General features: G+C 68.1%; 16 protein-coding genes. 7 read left to right on the forward strand and 9 right to left on the reverse strand.

Translation table 11 applies throughout. The features are described from left to right. Positions 1-6 precede the first annotated feature (6 nt). Complete coding sequence (gene mutL / locus ACOFKS_RS04815; RefSeq protein WP_419808113.1) at positions 7-1863, forward strand: DNA mismatch repair endonuclease MutL; 1857 nt, start codon at positions 7-9, stop codon at positions 1861-1863. A 204-nt stretch (positions 1864-2067) separates the two neighbouring features. Here mutL and ACOFKS_RS04820 read toward each other — a convergent pair whose 3' ends face one another. The 5 genes from ACOFKS_RS04820 to rpsF form a co-directional block, all read right to left on the reverse strand. Next, positions 2068-3000 carry an alpha/beta hydrolase gene (locus ACOFKS_RS04820; RefSeq protein WP_419808114.1) on the reverse strand — a complete coding sequence of 311 codons (933 nt, stop codon included), beginning with the start codon at positions 2998-3000 and terminating at the stop codon, positions 2068-2070. Between the two features lie 224 nt (positions 3001-3224). Beyond that, entirely contained in the window at positions 3225-4211 is a 987-nt protein-coding gene (locus ACOFKS_RS04825) for a hypothetical protein (RefSeq protein WP_419808115.1), read from the reverse strand. 442 nt (positions 4212-4653) lie between these two features. Beyond that, positions 4654-5241: a 50S ribosomal protein L9 gene (rplI, locus tag ACOFKS_RS04830; protein WP_419808116.1), complete on the reverse strand. Its 588-nt coding sequence runs from the start codon at positions 5239-5241 to the stop codon at positions 4654-4656. 12 nt (positions 5242-5253) lie between these two features. Further along, positions 5254-5478: a 30S ribosomal protein S18 gene (gene rpsR, locus ACOFKS_RS04835; RefSeq protein WP_174298474.1), complete on the reverse strand. Its 225-nt coding sequence runs from the start codon at positions 5476-5478 to the stop codon at positions 5254-5256. Then, the gene (gene rpsF, locus ACOFKS_RS04840) at positions 5478-5936 is read right to left on the reverse strand and encodes a 30S ribosomal protein S6 (protein WP_419808117.1); all 459 of its coding nucleotides are present in this window, start codon (positions 5934-5936) and stop codon (positions 5478-5480) included. Before rpsF ends, rpsR begins: the two co-directional genes overlap by 1 nt. Positions 5937-6134: 198 nt before the next feature. Here rpsF and fabD point away from each other — a divergent pair, with 198 nt between their 5' ends. The 3 genes from fabD to fabG are packed head-to-tail and all read left to right on the forward strand — an operon-like array spanning position 6135 to position 8769. Continuing rightward, positions 6135-7094 carry an ACP S-malonyltransferase gene (gene fabD / locus ACOFKS_RS04845; protein WP_419808118.1) on the forward strand — a complete coding sequence of 320 codons (960 nt, stop codon included), beginning with the start codon at positions 6135-6137 and terminating at the stop codon, positions 7092-7094. Continuing rightward, positions 7094-8023 (forward strand): hypothetical protein, encoded by a 930-nt coding sequence (locus tag ACOFKS_RS04850; protein WP_419808119.1) that lies wholly within the window; start codon positions 7094-7096, stop codon positions 8021-8023. Before fabD ends, ACOFKS_RS04850 begins: the two co-directional genes overlap by 1 nt. A gap of 8 nt (positions 8024-8031) precedes the next feature. Beyond that, a complete protein-coding gene (gene fabG, locus ACOFKS_RS04855; RefSeq protein WP_419808120.1) occupies positions 8032-8769 on the forward strand; it encodes a 3-oxoacyl-[acyl-carrier-protein] reductase in 738 nt (245 codons plus the stop codon). Here the strand turns inward: fabG and ACOFKS_RS04860 are convergent. Beyond that, a complete protein-coding gene (locus ACOFKS_RS04860) occupies positions 8698-9933 on the reverse strand; it encodes a glycosyltransferase family 87 protein (RefSeq protein ID WP_419808121.1) in 1236 nt (411 codons plus the stop codon). The two genes, fabG and ACOFKS_RS04860, sit on opposite strands and share 72 nt — an antisense overlap. Before the next feature lie 120 nt (positions 9934-10053). Between ACOFKS_RS04860 and ACOFKS_RS04865 the strand changes: the two genes are divergently transcribed. The 3 genes from ACOFKS_RS04865 (at position 10054) to mltG (ending at position 12618) form a co-directional block, all read left to right on the forward strand. Further along, positions 10054-10290, forward strand: coding sequence for an acyl carrier protein (locus ACOFKS_RS04865; protein WP_093663957.1), 237 nt, complete (start codon positions 10054-10056; stop codon positions 10288-10290). Positions 10291-10388: 98 nt separating this feature from the next. Further along, positions 10389-11648, forward strand: coding sequence for a beta-ketoacyl-ACP synthase II (gene fabF, locus ACOFKS_RS04870; RefSeq protein ID WP_419808122.1), 1260 nt, complete (start codon positions 10389-10391; stop codon positions 11646-11648). A gap of 4 nt (positions 11649-11652) precedes the next feature. Then, the gene (gene mltG, locus ACOFKS_RS04875; protein ID WP_419808123.1) at positions 11653-12618 is read left to right on the forward strand and encodes an endolytic transglycosylase MltG; all 966 of its coding nucleotides are present in this window, start codon (positions 11653-11655) and stop codon (positions 12616-12618) included. A gap of 32 nt (positions 12619-12650) precedes the next feature. Here mltG and glk read toward each other — a convergent pair whose 3' ends face one another. The 3 genes from glk to zwf are packed head-to-tail and all read right to left on the reverse strand — an operon-like array spanning position 12651 to position 15847. Further along, complete coding sequence (gene glk / locus ACOFKS_RS04880; RefSeq protein WP_419808124.1) at positions 12651-13616, reverse strand: glucokinase; 966 nt, start codon at positions 13614-13616, stop codon at positions 12651-12653. An 8-nt stretch (positions 13617-13624) separates the two neighbouring features. Next, positions 13625-14332, reverse strand: coding sequence for a 6-phosphogluconolactonase (gene pgl, locus ACOFKS_RS04885; RefSeq protein WP_419808125.1), 708 nt, complete (start codon positions 14330-14332; stop codon positions 13625-13627). A 51-nt stretch (positions 14333-14383) separates the two neighbouring features. Then, positions 14384-15847: a glucose-6-phosphate dehydrogenase gene (gene zwf / locus ACOFKS_RS04890; protein ID WP_419808126.1), complete on the reverse strand. Its 1464-nt coding sequence runs from the start codon at positions 15845-15847 to the stop codon at positions 14384-14386. Position 15848: the final 1 nt, after the last annotated feature.

The raw sequence follows: 15848 nt of genomic DNA on the forward strand, positions 1-15848 counted from the left end.
TGCCCGGTGTCAATACGCCGCCTCCCGGAGCATCTGGTCAATCGCATCGCAGCGGGCGAAGTGGTGGAAAGACCGGCCAGCGCGTTGAAGGAGCTGGTCGAGAACGCGCTGGACGCGGGCACGAGCCTCGTGTGGGTCAAGCTGATCGGCGGCGGCATTGTCCGCATGGAGGTCGCCGATCTCGGCTGCGGGATGGTGCCCGACGAGATGGCGCTGGCGCTGGAACGTCATGCCACGTCGAAACTGCCGGAGTCGCTGGTCGGCGAGGACGGCGCGCTCGACGCGGTGGCGACGCTCGGCTTTCGTGGCGAGGCGCTGCCGTCGATCGCCTCGGTCGCGCGACTGACGCTGGAGAGCCGGGTGCTTGACGGCGACGGCTGGCGCCGGGTGGTCGACAACGGCGCGGTCGTCGAGGATGGGCCGGCGTCGATCCCGCTCGGGACGCGTGTCGTGGTCGAGGACCTGTTCGCCCGCATCCCCGCGCGCCGGAAGTTCCTGCGCTCGCCACGCGCAGAATACGCCGCCTGCCTGGATGCGGTCCGCCGGCTGGCGATGGCGCGGCCGGACGTCGGCTTTCGGGTCGAGAACGAGGGGCGCGGCGTCATCAGCGTGCCGCCGGGGCAGGACCGCCCGACGCGGGTCGCCGCGCTCACCGACCGCGCGCTCGCCGAGAACGCGGTCGGGATCGACTTCGTGCGGCCCGTGACGGGGTCGGCAACTGATGGCGACATGGCGCTGGGCGGGGTGGCGAGCCTGCCGACGTTCAACCGCGGCGTCGCCGATCACCAATATCTGTTCGTCAACGGCCGCCCGGTGAAGGACCGGCTGCTGCTCGGCGCGATCCGGGGCGCCTATGCGGAGATGCTGCCGCGCGACCGGCACGCGGTGGTGGCGCTGTTCCTCGACCTGCCGACCAGCGAGGTCGACGTGAACGTCCACCCCGCGAAGACCGAGGTCCGTTTCCGCGACGCGACGGCGGTGCGCGGTCTGGTCGTGTCGGGCCTGCGCCGCGCGCTGGATAAGGCGGGCTTCCGGGCGGTGCAGCGGCCGGCGATGGACGTGGCGGCGCTGTTCACGAGCGACAACGTCGCACCGCGTGATCCCGACGATCCCCATCGTCATCCCCGCAAAGGCGGGGATTCCGCTTCTTCTTTCTTGGGGGAGGACGGCGGGGTCACCGCCTTCGCGGGACCGAGCGAGGTGAGGGAGCGCCCGACCTTCTTCACCCCGCCACCGCAGGGGCGCGCCGAACCCGCCGGCGCGCCGCCGCCCGCCACCATCGACCACCCGCTCGGCGTCGCCCGCGGGCAGGTGGCGAAGACCTATATCGTCGCCGAGGCGGAGGACGGCCTCGTCATCGTCGATCAGCATGCCGCGCACGAGCGGCTGGTGCTCGAACGCATGCGCGCTGCGATGGCCGGCGGCGCGGTCTCCAGCCAGACGCTGCTCATCCCGGCGGTCGTCGAACTCGACGAGCCCGCCTGCGACCGGCTCGAAGCCCGCGCCGACGAACTCGCCGCGTTCGGCCTGGTGCTGGAGCGGTTCGGGCCGCACGCGACGCTGGTCCGCGCGACGCCCGCGCTGCTGGGCACGGCCGATCCGGCGGCGCTGGTCACCGACCTCGCCGACGAACTCGCCGCCTATGATCAGGCGCTGTCGCTGCGCGAGCGGCTCGACCACGTCGCCGCGACGATGGCCTGCCACGGCTCGGTCCGCGCCGGCCGCGTGCTCGCGGTCGCGGAGATGAACGCGCTGCTCCGCGAAATGGAGGTCACGCCGCGCTCGGGCCAATGCAACCACGGCCGCCCGACCTGGGTGAAGCTCGCCCATGCCGATATCGAGAAGCTGTTCGGGCGGCGGTGAAAGAGTAGTCGGCTATCGGGTGCCTCTAGCCGGACCATTACGACAAGCTTGCCGAATGTCCGCTTTCGCTTACGGCCGGACATCCGTAGCCCCGGCCGGGCCGTCCGGAATTGGATACCCGTTACAGAGCTGCGGCCTTCGCTAACTCAATGAAGCGCGTGCTTGAGCGCCACGATCGGTATCACGAAATAAGCGAACTTCGCCTTATCTGCTTGGCGCTTGCTTTTCGGCGTCGCCGAGCCCGAACAAGAAGGTGAGTGCGGCTGGCAAACGCTTCGCCCATGCATCTTCGCCATGATGTGCGGCCGGATCGATGACCAGCTTAACCGTTGGCGCAGTCAGTGCGGCGGCGAGCCGATCGCGTAGCCGCTTCGCGCCGACGACGAGCCCGGCATTGATGCGCGCGATCTGCTCGCGCATTGCCGGTGGTGCGCCAGGTGGTATCGCCGCCTCCTCACCGCCCATCCCGACATAGACTCGATCAGGTAGCGTGGCGGCGTCGGTCGCGTCGCGCAGCAACTGCCCATTGCCGACCTGCAAGGATGGGCTCTCGATCAGCGCTTTGCCGAACAGCTGGGGATTGCTCAGCGCCATGTGCAGCGTGGCTACGCCGCCATAGGAGAAGCCGCCCACCCCAATCTCGGCTGGATCAGTCGATACGCGGAACGATGCCGCGACCGCAGGCATGACGTCGCCCGCAAGGAATGCTGCCATCCGATCGCCTTCCACCTGGCCGGCTGTCGGCATGAACGGGTCGGCATATGGGAGATACTCGTTGGCGCGACGCGCGCCGGCGTTATCGATGCCAACGATGACGATCGGCGAGATGGCTCCGCTTGTGATCAGCCGAGTGGCGACTTCATCCAGCGTCCACTCGTGGCCCTGATAGCCGGTGCAGGTGTCGAAGGCATTCTGACCGTCGAGAACGTACAGCACAGGATAGCGTCGCTGCCCCGTCGTATCGTAACCGGGCGGCAGCCAAATCCGCAACGTGCGCTCGCCGGGAAACACCTTGCTCTGCAGCGTGATGGTGCGAACCGTCCCGACGACGCTGGAGCGACAGGCGGGAGCGCTTGATCCCGCAGGGGGGACCTGTGCGGGGACCGACGTTGCAGCGGCGAGCATAACAGCCAGCATGATCTCACGTCCCCTTGCTCGAAAGTTGTCGTAGCAAACGGATAGCGCTCACGGATGCAGGTAGCCAGCCTCCTTGGCGATCTCGGCCACAGTCGGGTTTTCTGCTGCTCGGTGGAGAGGCCGCTTTCCACCAAAGGTGGACATCCAAAGATCAAGTGATGCTTTCGCCGCGAGCGAATTATCTCCACACCGAGTACCCACTCGGATTGCATCACGTCCCCACGCTACAATTTAACCCCGGTGATCGCGGTCCCCGCAACGGTCGTCCCGTTAAGGCGGTCATTGACCCCGCCGACGCTATTCCAGCGGTCGTAGTGCAGCGTCTCCAGCCCACCTTCGCTCTGCCACTTCAGCTCGACCTTGTCGCCGAACGCGCTGGTCACCGCGCCGGCGTCGAGCGTCGGTGCATCCACGATCGCGGATCGCGCCTGGAACGCCTTGTGCTCGACCCGGCCGTAGCGATCGAACTCGTAGATGAAGGTCTGCCCGTCGGAATAGATGACCCAGCTGCCGACCAGCCACGGCGGCAGGGCCGGCTTGCCCGAGAGCAGCAGGCGCATGTCCACCCAGCCGAGCAGATGCGCGATGTTGTACTTCTTCTTGACGCGGCAGATCCGGTCGGCCCCCATGGCCGGCCCGCCCTGACCGCCCTCGATCGTCCACCACGTCTCGCCGTCGACCTTCAGGCTGAAGCCGACGTGCAGGTTTTCGTAGCCGACGTTCATCGACCGGGTCTCGAACAGGTCGCCATGGCGCGGCTTCTCGCCGGACTTCGGCGTCATCCAGCAATGCACCTTGCCTTGGGTACGGAGGATGTTCTCGACGTTGAACCCGCCAAGCCCCGGCAGCCCCAATTCCTTTGTGACGTGACCGGCGAAGGCGTTGCAGCTGGTCATGATGCCGCCGCCGATCCAGTTCCGCATCAGTCGGGTGTGGTTCAGGCCGTCGGCGGCGGTGGTGAAGTCCGGATTGTCGCTGAAACTGCCGTAGGACATGCGTTCGAAGCGGTCCTGCTGCAGCTTGTCGATCCGCTCGCGGTCGGCCTGGGTCGCCTTCGCGGCGGCCACCGGTTTGACCATCGCCGGCGAGCCCGAATGAAGCTCGCCATAATAGTCGATGTGGAGATTGCCGTTGGAGCTGGTCAGCTTCCTGGGATCCGGCACCAATTTGGTGATCTCGTCGAACCGCTTGCTGTAATCGTCCTCGGCCATCTCGTCGCTCCCCCTCGATCGGTGGGCCGACGCTGCAGCCCGTTCGGTGCGACCCGATATGCCTGGGATGCGTATCACCCGATCGGGGTGCCGCATCCTCGCGAGAGCTGATGCTTGGTCTTCGTCGCAGCGGCAACGGCGCGGCAGGACGCTCGTCTCAAGCTGATCGCATCTTGGGAGCGCGATTAACCATCGTTAATATTTCGGTTCATCGCGCTGCAACCTTTGTTCGTCGCGGGGATTTGAACGGGCAACACAGACTTACGAACAGGGTGCCGATATGAAACAGCTCTTCCCCGTCGTTCTCGCCCTCATCCCGCTGGCCGCCGTCATCAGCGCCTGCGTCACCTGCCCCTGAACGACGTCATCTGATACGGATGTGAAAAGGGCCGCCCGGCATGACGCCGGACGGCCCTTTTCGTTTTCACGTCGACGGCAGCGATCAGTTCGCGGCCGGCTCCGCTTCGGTTTCGGCGGTCGCGCCCGGCTCGGCGTTCGGATCGTAGGCCTCGACAAAGCCGGCCTCGTCACGCTCGAACATCTGCGCCATGACGTCGACACCCGACGCCTGCATTTCGGCCTCTTCGGGCGAACGGGCGACATTGACCTTGACCGTCACCGACACCTCGGGGTGCAGCGCGACCTTGACGTCGTACAGGCCGATCGCCTTGATCGGCTTGTCGAGCACGATCGCGGACTTTGCGACCTTGTGCTTGCTCGCGGTCAGCGCGTCGATCAGGTCGCGCACCGCGACCGAGCCGTAGAGCTGGCCGGTGCTCGACGCCTGACGGATCAGCGTGACGGTCACGTCCTTGAAGCTGCCCGCCTCCTTCTCGGCATCCGACCGGCGCGAGGCGTTGTCCGCCTCGATGCGCGAGCGGTTGGCCTCGAACACCTTGCGGTTGGCCTCGTTGGCGCGCAGCGCCTTCTTGTTGGGCAGGAGGAAGTTGCGGGCGAACCCGTCCTTCACCTTGACCACGTCGCCGATGGCACCGAGCTTCTCGACACGTTCCAGCAGAATGACGTCCATGTCTGCTACTCCTTACTTAACGACGTAGGGCAGCAGGCCCAGATGACGCGCACGCTTGATCGCCTGGGCGAGTTCGCGCTGCTTCTTGGCGGCCACGCTGGTGATGCGCGAAGGCACGATCTTGCCACGTTCGGACACGAAGCCCTGCAGCAGCCGGACGTCCTTGTAGTCGATCCGGGGCGCATCCTTGGCGCTGAACGGGCACGACTTGCGGCGACGGAAAAACGGGCGGGCCATTATGCCATCTCCTCTTCACGGCGGGGGCGCGGCGCGCCGCCATCCCGACCACCGTCGCGATCACGATCACGACCGCCGTCGCGGTCACGACCGCCACGCTCGCCGTCACGGTCGGCGCGGCGCTCACGGTCGCGCTCCTGCTTGCGCATCATCACCGACGGACCTTGCTCGGTCTCGTCGATCTTGACGGTCATATAGCGGATCACGTCCTCGTTGATCTGCGTCTGACGCTCCAGCTCGGCGATGACGTCGCCGGGGGCGTCGATCTCGAGCATCACGTAATGCGCCTTGCGGTTCTTCGCGATCCGATAGGCGAGGCTACGCAGCCCCCACGCCTCGGTCTTGGTGACCTTGCCGTTGCCGTCCTGGATGATCTTGTTGGCGTTTTCCGCCAGTGCGTCCACCTGCGCCTGTGCCAGATCCTGGCGCGCAAGGAACACATGCTCGTACAGAGCCATGTTCGGGTTCTCCATGCCGATCGCTGACGCCGCCCCATGCGGACGCCCCTCCGGCCGTCGTCGAATATAAAGCGGGCGAGAGACTTGCGCCTTCGCCCGCTGGCGGTGCCCCTAGCCGAAGCGGCCCCGAACCGCAACTCTTGCCGTTTAATCGGTCTTGTCCGAAGGCCGGGCCGGCGAAACAAGCGAGAGGAAGCCATGCGCGCGTTCATCTTTCCCGGCCAGGGCAGTCAGGCGGTCGGCATGGGCAAGGCGTTGGCCGAGGCCAGTCCGCATGCGCGCGAAGTGCTGCAAGAGGTCGACGAGGCGCTGGGGCAGCGCCTGTCGCGGCTGATGGCCGATGGGCCGGCCGACGAGCTGACGCTGACCGAGAACGCGCAGCCCGCGATAATGGCCAACGCCATCGCCACGCTGCGTGTGCTGGAGCGGGAGGGCGGTGTCCGGCTGGCAGACAAGGCCGACTATGTCGCCGGGCATTCGCTCGGCGAATATACGGCGCTGTGCGCGGCGGGTGCGTTCGACCTCGCCACCACCGCCGCGCTGCTGCGGACACGCGGGCAGGCGATGCAGGAGGCGGTGCCGGTCGGCGAGGGCGCGATGGCGGCGCTGCTCGGCTGCGATTTGGAACAGGCGCGCGTGATCGCGGGGGCGGCGGTGGACGCGATCCTGGCGGAGGGCGGACCCGAACTGGTATGCACCGTCGCCAACGACAACGACCCATCTCAGGTCGTGATCTCCGGCCATCGCGCCGCGATCGAGCGTGCGATACCGCTGGCGAAGGAACTCGGCGCGAAACGCGCGCTGCTGTTGCCGGTGTCGGCGCCGTTCCACTGCCCGCTGATGCAGCCCGCCGCCGACGTCATGGAAAACGCGCTACTCGACGCCGATCTCCGCGCGCCGCTGGTGCCGGTCTATTGCAACGTCGACGCCGCCCCGATCGCCACCCCCGGCACGATCCGCGTCGCGCTGGTCCGGCAGGTGACCGGCATGGTCCGCTGGCGTGAGTCGGTGCTGGCGATGACGGCGGCGGGCGTGACCGAATTCGTGGAGGTCGGCGGCAAGGTGCTCGGCCCGATGGTCAAACGCATCGCGCCGGATGCGACCGTCACCAGCGTCGTGACGATGGACGACATCGAAGCACTCGCGGCGCGACTGTGATGCGGATCGCCCTGCTCGCGCTTGCCCTGCTTCCAGCTCCCGCTTTGGCGCAACGCGCGGAGCTGCCGGTGCGGGAGGTCGATCTGCCCAACGGCGACCGCCGCTTCGCCATGACGCTTCGGATCGACGGCCGTCCGGTCGAGGTCGGGATCGACACCGGCTCGACCGGCCTGCGGGTGCTGCCGCGCGGCCTGTGGCCGACGGGCACCGCCGCCCGCGGGCCGACGGTGACCTATAGTTACGGCGCAGGCACCGCGTTTTCGGGCCACGCCGTCAGCGTAGCCGTCGGCGCAGGAGACATCGGCGGTACGATCAAGGTCATGCGGATCGAGGCGGTCGGGTGCACCGCGGCCCGGCTGGACTGCCCGGTCGCGCACGCCGACCTGACGAGCTACGGCGTTCAGGGTGACGGTATCGCTGGGCAGGGCTTCGCGGCGATCCTCGGTATCCGTGTCCAGCACGACCAGGTCGACAACCCGTTCCTGCAGCTCGGGGTCCGCCGCTGGATCGTCGAGTTGCCGACGTCGGCCGCTCGAACCGGTCGGATCGTGCTCAATCCGACGGATGCCGAGGTCGCCGACTTCGCGCGGATAGCGGTCGATGCGAATGGCACGACGCCGGTCTGTCTCGAAGGACCGCAGAAGATCTGCGCGCGCGGCTTCTTCGACTCCGGTGCCGCCGGCCTGCGCGTCATCCGCGCCGACCCCTTCCGGCCCTGGCCCAACGGCACGGCTGCGACCATCACGATCGGGACCGACGCCGCGGCGCAGCGGATGACGGTGACGATCGGTCGGCGTGACGAGGCGAGCGCGCTGCTCTACGCGCCGGGCGGTGCGGAGACGCGGCTGTCGCTTGGTTTCGCGCCCTATTTTCATTGGTCGGTGCTGTATGACGCCGACGCGCATCAGATCGGGCTCAAGCCCCGCTAGGAGAGACGATGTTCGACCTCACAGGCATGACCGCGCTGGTTACCGGCGCCTCCGGCGGGATCGGGTCGGCGATCGCGACGGCATTGGCGGGGCAGGGGGCTCGGTTGGCGGTGTCGGGGTCGAACGCCGAGAAGCTGGCGCGCTTCCGCGACGACCTCGGCGGCGAGCATGTCGCGCTGCCGTGCGACCTGTCCGACGGCGCGCAGGTCGACGGCCTCGTACCGCAGGCGGTCGCTGCGTTGGGCAGGCTCGACATTCTCGTCAACAACGCCGGCGTCACCCGCGACAACCTCGCCATGCGGATGAAGGACGAGGAGTGGGACACCGTCATCCGCGTCAACTTGGAGGCCGCGTTCCGCCTTGTCCGCGCCGCCGCCAAACCGATGATGAAGGCGCGGTTCGGGCGGGTGATCTCGATCACTTCCGTCGTTGGGGCGACCGGCAACCCCGGCCAGGCGAACTACGCGGCGTCCAAGGCGGGGCTGGTCGGCATGTCCAAGGCGCTGGCGCAGGAGCTGGCGAGCCGCAACATCACCGTCAACTGCGTCGCGCCCGGCTTCATCCGCTCGGCGATGACCGACGGGCTGCCCGACGCGCAGAAGCAGGCGCTGACCGCGCGCATCCCCGCCGGCGACCTCGGCAGCGGCGAGGATATCGGCGCGGCGGTGGTCTATCTAGCCAGCCGCGAGGCCGGCTACGTCACCGGGCAGACGCTGCACGTCAACGGCGGCATGGCGATGATCTGACGCCGGCAGCGCTCGCCGCCCCGCCAGCGCCGCCACGACCAGAATCGCCAGCAGGTTGAGCGGCACGCCGGTCGACTGCGCTACCGCCCGCCCGATCAGCGGCGCGGCCCACGCGAAGGCGAGGCCGGTCCGCTCCCACGGTCGCCAGCCGTCGCGCATCGCCTCGCGCGCCACGAACGCGATCGCGACGCCGAGCACGACCATGTCGTAGTCGAACGCATAGGGCGTCGCGAGCAGCGCCGCCGCGCAGACGAGCGCGTTGCGCCGATCCGCCGACCCGCGCCACGCCGCCGCTGCGACCGACAGCACCGCCGCGCCGCTCACCAGCGCCTGCGCGCCATAGGCCAACGCCACGCCGCCGCCGTTCAGCCGGATGGCGGCAAAGGCGCTGACGATCTTGTATGCGCCCGTGCCCGCCCCCTCAATGACGGTGGCGCGGGTCAAGGCGAGCGACTGCGCGAAGGCGGCCCACACCTCCGTCCCCCAGATGCCGGTCGTCGTCAGCACCAGCGCCGCGACGCTCGCCGCCGCGGAGGCGAGCGCCCGCCACTGTCCGCCCGCGATCAGCAGCACCGGCAGCACCGGCGCGAACTGCGGCTTGTAGCAGAGGCAGCCGAACAGCACGCCGGCCAGCACCGGCCGACGCTCCAGCGCCAGCAACCCGCCACCCAACAGCGCCGCCGTCAGGAAGCCGTTCTGGCCGTGCCCCAGGCACACGAACACCGCCGGGAAGCCGAGTGCCAACAAGCCTGCGCCCGGTACGATCCGCCGCGCGACCAGCCAGGCGGCGAGCAGGGTGGCACCCTGATAGATCAGATAAGCGGAAACGTAAGGCAGCCAAGCCAGCACCGCCGCGACCAGCAGGAACGGTGGCGGATAATGCCACCCGTAGAAGGGCACGCCGCGTCCATGCACCGCCACCTGTTCGGCATAGTGGCGCGGCCAGTCCCACGCCGCCGCCGCCCGGCCGGTGTCCGTCATCCGCCCCGCCGTCCAGACGTTGGAGAAGTCGGTGCCGATCGGCCGCCCCCAGGTGTCGACCGTCCCGTGGCCGGTCAGGAGCACATAGCCGATCGCGAGCACCGTCACGGCGATGCTGACCCGCGCCACCCGGCGCGCGCGCCCGGCGGTCAGCCAGGTGCCGGAGCGGAGCGCGTGCCACATGCGAACTGCCTAGCGCGGAGGCGGTTAACGCCGCCTCAAGCGGGTCCGCACGGGCTTGTCAGGCAACGGACCCCGCTCTACGTGCGTTCAGGAACAACAAACCCAAGAGGGACGAGAGACATGAGCGAGACCGCCGACCGCGTGAAGAAGATCGTTGTCGAGCACCTCGGGGTCGAGGCCGACAAGGTGACGGAGGACGCCAGCTTCATCGACGATCTGGGCGCGGACTCGCTCGATATCGTCGAGCTGGTGATGGCCTTCGAGGAAGAGTTCGGCGTCGAGATCCCGGACGATGCGGCCGAGAAGATCACCACCGTCAAGGATGCGATCAGCTATATCGACGAGCACAAGGGTTGAGCCCTTGGGGCTGACCGTGCTTCGATGAAGGATCGAACGGCTCTCGCCCGTGCTACGGGCCGGGAGCCGTTTTCGTTTGGCGCGAAGGGGAAGAGCGCATGCGTCGCGTAGTCGTCACCGGACTGGGACTCGTCACGCCGCTGGGCGCGGACGTCGAGACCGCGTGGAAGAACATCGTCGCCGCCAAATCGGGCGCCGCGACGATCACCCGCTTCGACGCGACCGACTTCCACACCAACTATGCCTGCGAGGTGAAGTCGCCGGACCATGAATATGGCTTCGATCCCGGCAAGCGCGTCGACCACAAGGTCCAGCGTCAGGTCGATCCGTTCATCGTCTATGGCATCGACGCCGCCAGCCAGGCGCTGGAAGACGCCGGGCTGACCGACATGAGCGAGGCCGAGCGCTTCCGCGCAGGCTGCTCAATCGGTTCGGGCATCGGCGGCCTGCCGGGGATCGAGAGCGAGTCGCTGGTACTCGCCGCAAAAGGCCCGAAGCGCGTCAGCCCGCATTTCGTCCACGGTCGCCTCATCAACCTCATCACGGGGCAGGTGACGATCAAATACGGGCTGATGGGGCCGAACCACGCGGTGGTCACCGCCTGCTCGACCGGCGCGCACTCGATCGGCGACGCCGCGCGGATGATCGCGATGGACGATGCGGACGTCATGCTCGCGGGCGGCGCGGAAGGCGCGATCTGCCCGATCGGCATCGCCGGCTTCGGTCAGGCGCGCGCGTTGTCGACAGGCTTCCGCGACGAACCGTGGCGCGGCAGCCGACCTTACGACAAGGGCCGCGACGGCTTCGTCATGGGCGAGGGCGCGGGCGTCGTCTGTCTGGAGGAATACGAGCACGCGAAGAAGCGCGGCGCGAAGATCTACGCCGAGGTCATCGGCTATGGCCTGTCGGGCGACGCCTATCACGTCACCGCCCCGCATCCGGAAGGCTCCGGCGCCTATCGCGCGATGGAGATGGCGATGCGCAAGTCCGGGCTGGCGCTGACCGACATCGATTACGTCAACGCGCACGGCACCTCGACCCCGCTCGGCGACGAACTGGAGCTGGGCGCGGTGCGGCGGCTGTTCGGCGACGCGATCGGCAGCCTGTCGATGAGTTCGACCAAGTCCGCCATCGGCCATCTGCTCGGCGGCGCGGGCGCGGTCGAATCGATCTTCTGCATCCTGGCGATGCGCGATCAGGTCGCGCCGCCGACGCTCAACCTCGACGATCCGAGCGACAATTGCGCGGGCGTCGACCTCGTCCCGCACCAGGCCAAGCAGCGCCCGATCAAGGCGGTGCTCAACAACAGCTTCGGCTTCGGCGGCACCAATGCGTCGCTGGTGATGAAGGCGATCTAAGCCGATGCGGAAGCTCGGCTGCTTCGGGTTGCTTGTCCTGGTCGCAGGCGTGCTGGCGGTGCTGCTGGTCGTCCACAGCTGGGGCGGCGCCGGGCCGAACCCACGCACGCTGACGTTTCAGGTGACGCCGGGCATGTCGCTCAACACCGCCGCGCGCGATCTGGAAAAGGCGGGCGCGATACCGTCGGCCGGACGCTTCCGCCTGCTGGCGCGCGCGTTCGGATCGGGCGACGGCATCAAGGCGGGCGAGTACCGCATTCCGCCGCACCTCTCCCAGGCCGACATCCTCAAGATGCTGCAGGGCGGCCGGACGCTGCAACGGCTGGTCGTGGTGCCGGAGGGATGGCCCGCGGTGCAGGTGCAGGACGCGCTGACGCAAGCGCAGGGGCTGACCGGCGCCGCACCGCTGCCGCGTGAGGGATCGGTGCTGCCCGACAGCTACGCCTTTGAACGCGGCGACACACGCGCCTCGGTCGTGACGCGGATGCAGCGCGCGATGACGACCTACGTCGCCGCCGCCTGGGCGAAGCGCAAACCGGGGCTCGCGGTAACGACGCCTGAACAGGCGATCATCCTCGCGTCGATCGTGGAGAAGGAGACGGGCAAGCCGTCGGAGCGTCGGCTGGTGGCGGCGGTCTATGCCAATCGCCTGAAGCGCGGCATGCCGCTCCAGGCCGACCCGACCGTGATCTATCCGATCACGCACGGTCGCCCGCTCGGCCGGCGCATCCTGCTGTCGGAGCTGCGCGCCAGAAACGGCTACAACACCTATGCCTCGACGGGCCTGCCGGAGGGCCCGATCGCCAACCCTGGCCGTGCGTCGATCGACGCGGTGCTCGATCCGGCGAACAGCCAGGCGCTGTATTTCGTCGCGGACGGCTCGGGCGGGCATGTATTCGCCAACACGCTGGCGGAGCACAACGCCAACGTCGCGAAGTGGCGGGCGTATCGCGCGGCGCACGGAATCTAATCTCCCTGTTTCTGAAAGGGAGAGGGGAACGCTTAGCCGAACCGCTGCGCGAACGCCGCCGCCGCGCCGAACAGCCCAGGTTGCGGATGGGTGATGACCTTCACCGGCACGCCGGCCATCAGTTGCTGGAACCGACCCTTCGCCGCGAACCGTTGCGCGAAGCCGGAGGTCGGTAGGCGCTCCTTCAGCCGCAGCCCCAGCCCGCCCGCGATCACCACCGCCGTCGGCCCGTGCGCCAGTGCCAGGTCGCCCGCGATCGCCCCCAGCGCGAGGCAGAACCGGTCCAGCGCCGCCAGCGCCAGGCTGTCACTGCCGTCCAACGCCGCCGCCCAGATCGCCTTGTCGGTCTGGGGCGCTACCGTCCGTCCCTCGATCGCCGCCAGCGTCTCATAGATCGCGACGATCCCCGGCCCCGCACAGACCCGCTCCGCCGACACCCGCGTGAACTGCGCGCGCAGCCGTTTGACCAGCGCATCCTCCAATGCATCGAGCGGCGCGTAGTCGACGTGTCCGCCCTCCGTCTCGATGATGTGATAGCCGCCGTCATGGCGGAATAGCTGCGCGACGCCCAATCCCGTGCCCGGCCCGCAGATCGTGATCGCGCCGCGTTCCGGCAGCACCGTGTCCGGCCCGCAGACATGCTCGAACTGATCGGGCGCGGCATGTTGCACCGCGTGCCCGACCGCGCCGAAGTCGTTGATGAGGATATACTGGTCGACTCCGAGCCGCTCGTTCATCAGCGCCGGCCGGATCACCCACGGGTTATTGGTGAGCCGGATGACCTCCGCCCCGACCGGCGACGCGACCGCGATGGCGGCGGCACGGGGCAGGGGCCGACCGCCCAATCGCCCGAACTGCTCCCAGGCGAGTTGCAGGCTCCCGTGATCGGCGGTCTTCAACGTCACCGGCTCTTCGAGGTGGACGACACGCCCGTCCGCCACCTCGGCGATCGCGAAGCGGGCATGGGTGCCGCCGATGTCCGCCGCGACCAGCTCCATGGCCGCGCCTATGGTGCCCAGTGGATGTCGACCGGCAGCTCGACGTCGGCGAGCACCCGGCCGATCGGGTAACGCGACGACTCACCCTGCTTGATCGCGTCCTCCAGCACCTGGCGCTTGCCCGCGCCGGTGATGACCACGGTCAGCGCCTTGGCGGTCACGATCCCCTGCCGCGACAGCGTCACCCGCGGCACCGGCGCCTCGGGCGGCAGCGGCTCGGGCATCACGCCGAGCGCGCGGCGCTCGCGCGGGCCCGACAGCGCCTCGTCGTAATCGGGACCGGGAAAGATCGACGCGGTGTGACCGTCCGCGCCCATGCCGAGCAGGCACAGGTCCAGCGGCCAGTGCAAGTCCTGCATCAGCGCGTCGGCCGACCGCCCCGCTGCCTTGTAGTCCGACGTCGCCTGCGGGACGATCGGCATCACCCGCGCACCCTTGGGGATGAAGGTCTTGCCGATCATCGTGACGTTGGACAGCTTGTCGCCGAGCGGCACGATCCGCTCGTCGCCGGGGATGATCGTCACCCGCTTCCAGTCCAGCTTGGCCGCCGCGAGCTTGGCATAGATCGGCGCGGGCGTGTTGCCGCCCGCCAGCGCGATCACCGCCGTGCCGCGCGCGTCGATCGCCGATTCGATGACGAACTGCAGATCGCCCGCGACCGCATCGGCCAACTCGGCCGCATCCTCATATTCCCACCATTCGACTTCGTCGGTCATCGTTCTTCCTTGATTTCACCCGCTCCCTTCCAGGAAGAGAGCTTTCACTCGTCAGTCGTCCTGCCACGTCACCCCGTCGCGCTCGGTCAGCGCGATCGCGGCGTTCGGGCCCCAGGTGCCCGACTGATAGCTTTTCGGCTTCATGCCGTTGGCGGCCCAACCGGCGCGGATCGAGTCGGTCCAGGCCCATTGCGCCTCCACCTCGTCGCGCCGCACGAACAGCGTCTGGTCGCCCTCGATCAGGTCGAGCAGCAGCCGCTCATAGGCGATCCGCCGCCGCGTTCCCGCGAACTCGGAATCGAGCGACAGCTTCAGCGGCACCTCGCGCAGCTTGACGCCGTCACGGTCGAGGCCCGGCTCCTTCGCCATCACCAGCAGCTCGATATATTCCTCCGGCTGCAACCGGATCACCAGCGTGTTGGGCTGGAGCGCCCCGCCGCGCCCGGTGAACATCGAATGCGGCACCGGCTTGAACTGGATCGCGATCTCGCTGCGCCGCACCGCCATCCGCTTGCCGGTGCGGATGTAGAAGGGCACGCCCTGCCAGCGCCAATTGTCGAGATGCGCCTTGATCGCGACGAAGGTCTCGACGTCGGAGTCCTTGCCCAGCTCCTCGTCGTAGCCCTTGACGATCGCGCCGCCGACCGCGCCGCCGACATACTGGCCCGTGACCGTGACCTGCCTGGCGTCTTCGGGCGTGATCTGGCGCAGCGAGCGGAACACCTTCGCCTTTTCGTCGCGGATCGCGCTCGGTTCATAGCGCGCGGGCGGCTCCATCGCGATCAGCGCCAGCAGCTGGAGCATGTGGTTGGTTACCATGTCGCGCAGTGCGCCGGCACCCTCGTAATAGCCGGCGCGATCCTCAAGCCCGACGGTCTCCGCGATCGTGATCTGGACGTTGTCGATCCCGCGCGCGTTCCACACCGGCTCGAAGAACGAGTTGCCGAAGCGCAGCGCCAGGATGTTCTGCACCGTCTCCTTGCCGAGATAATGATCGATGCGGAAAATGCGGTCCTCGGTGAAACCGATCGCGACCGTGTCGTTGATCTCCTTGGACGAGGCGAGGTCGTAGCCGAGCGGCTTTTCCAGCCCGATCCTGACCGTCTCACCCGCCAGCCCGACCTTCTCGAGTCCCTTCACCGCCGGCTCGAACAGCGACGGCGCGGTCGAGAGGTAGATGGCGAGCTTGCCCGACACGTCACCGACCTTCTCCGCCAGCGCCGGAAAGGCATCCGGGTTCGACAGGTCGGTCGCCTGATAGCTCAGCCGCTCCAGGAACGCGGCGATCGCGCTTTCGTCCTTGCGATCGTCGGGCAGGAACTTGTCGAGCGCCTTTTTCGCGAAGTCGCGGAAACCGGCGTCGTCGTAATCCGATCGCGCGGCACCGATGATCTGAAGCTTTTCGGGCAACAGCTTGTCGGCGTGGAGGTTGTAAAGCGACGGCAGCAGCATCCGCTGTGCCAGGTCGCCCGTCGCTCCGAACAGGAGCAGCTTGCCGACGGGATCGCGCTGCATC

Origin of the sequence: Sphingomonas sp., assembly GCF_965200135.1 — a bacterium.
Lineage (GTDB): Bacteria > Pseudomonadota > Alphaproteobacteria > Sphingomonadales > Sphingomonadaceae > Sphingomonas.

Coding starts and splice junctions, on each gene's coding strand:
- ACOFKS_RS04820 (WP_419808114.1), bottom strand. CDS start 3,000: ATGCTGGCTGTTATGCTCGCCGCTGCAACGTCGGTCCCCGCACAGGTC.
- ACOFKS_RS04825 (WP_419808115.1), bottom strand. CDS start 4,211: ATGGCCGAGGACGATTACAGCAAGCGGTTCGACGAGATCACCAAATTG.
- rplI (WP_419808116.1), bottom strand. CDS start 5,241: ATGGACGTCATTCTGCTGGAACGTGTCGAGAAGCTCGGTGCCATCGGC.
- rpsR (WP_174298474.1), bottom strand. CDS start 5,478: ATGGCCCGCCCGTTTTTCCGTCGCCGCAAGTCGTGCCCGTTCAGCGCC.
- rpsF (WP_419808117.1), bottom strand. CDS start 5,936: ATGGCTCTGTACGAGCATGTGTTCCTTGCGCGCCAGGATCTGGCACAG.
- fabD (WP_419808118.1), top strand. CDS start 6,135: ATGCGCGCGTTCATCTTTCCCGGCCAGGGCAGTCAGGCGGTCGGCATG.
- ACOFKS_RS04850 (WP_419808119.1), top strand. CDS start 7,094: ATGCGGATCGCCCTGCTCGCGCTTGCCCTGCTTCCAGCTCCCGCTTTG.
- fabG (WP_419808120.1), top strand. CDS start 8,032: ATGTTCGACCTCACAGGCATGACCGCGCTGGTTACCGGCGCCTCCGGC.
- ACOFKS_RS04860 (WP_419808121.1), bottom strand. CDS start 9,933: ATGTGGCACGCGCTCCGCTCCGGCACCTGGCTGACCGCCGGGCGCGCG.
- ACOFKS_RS04865 (WP_093663957.1), top strand. CDS start 10,054: ATGAGCGAGACCGCCGACCGCGTGAAGAAGATCGTTGTCGAGCACCTC.
- fabF (WP_419808122.1), top strand. CDS start 10,389: ATGCGTCGCGTAGTCGTCACCGGACTGGGACTCGTCACGCCGCTGGGC.
- mltG (WP_419808123.1), top strand. CDS start 11,653: ATGCGGAAGCTCGGCTGCTTCGGGTTGCTTGTCCTGGTCGCAGGCGTG.
- glk (WP_419808124.1), bottom strand. CDS start 13,616: ATGGAGCTGGTCGCGGCGGACATCGGCGGCACCCATGCCCGCTTCGCG.
- pgl (WP_419808125.1), bottom strand. CDS start 14,332: ATGACCGACGAAGTCGAATGGTGGGAATATGAGGATGCGGCCGAGTTG.
- zwf (WP_419808126.1), bottom strand. CDS start 15,847: ATGCAGCGCGATCCCGTCGGCAAGCTGCTCCTGTTCGGAGCGACGGGC.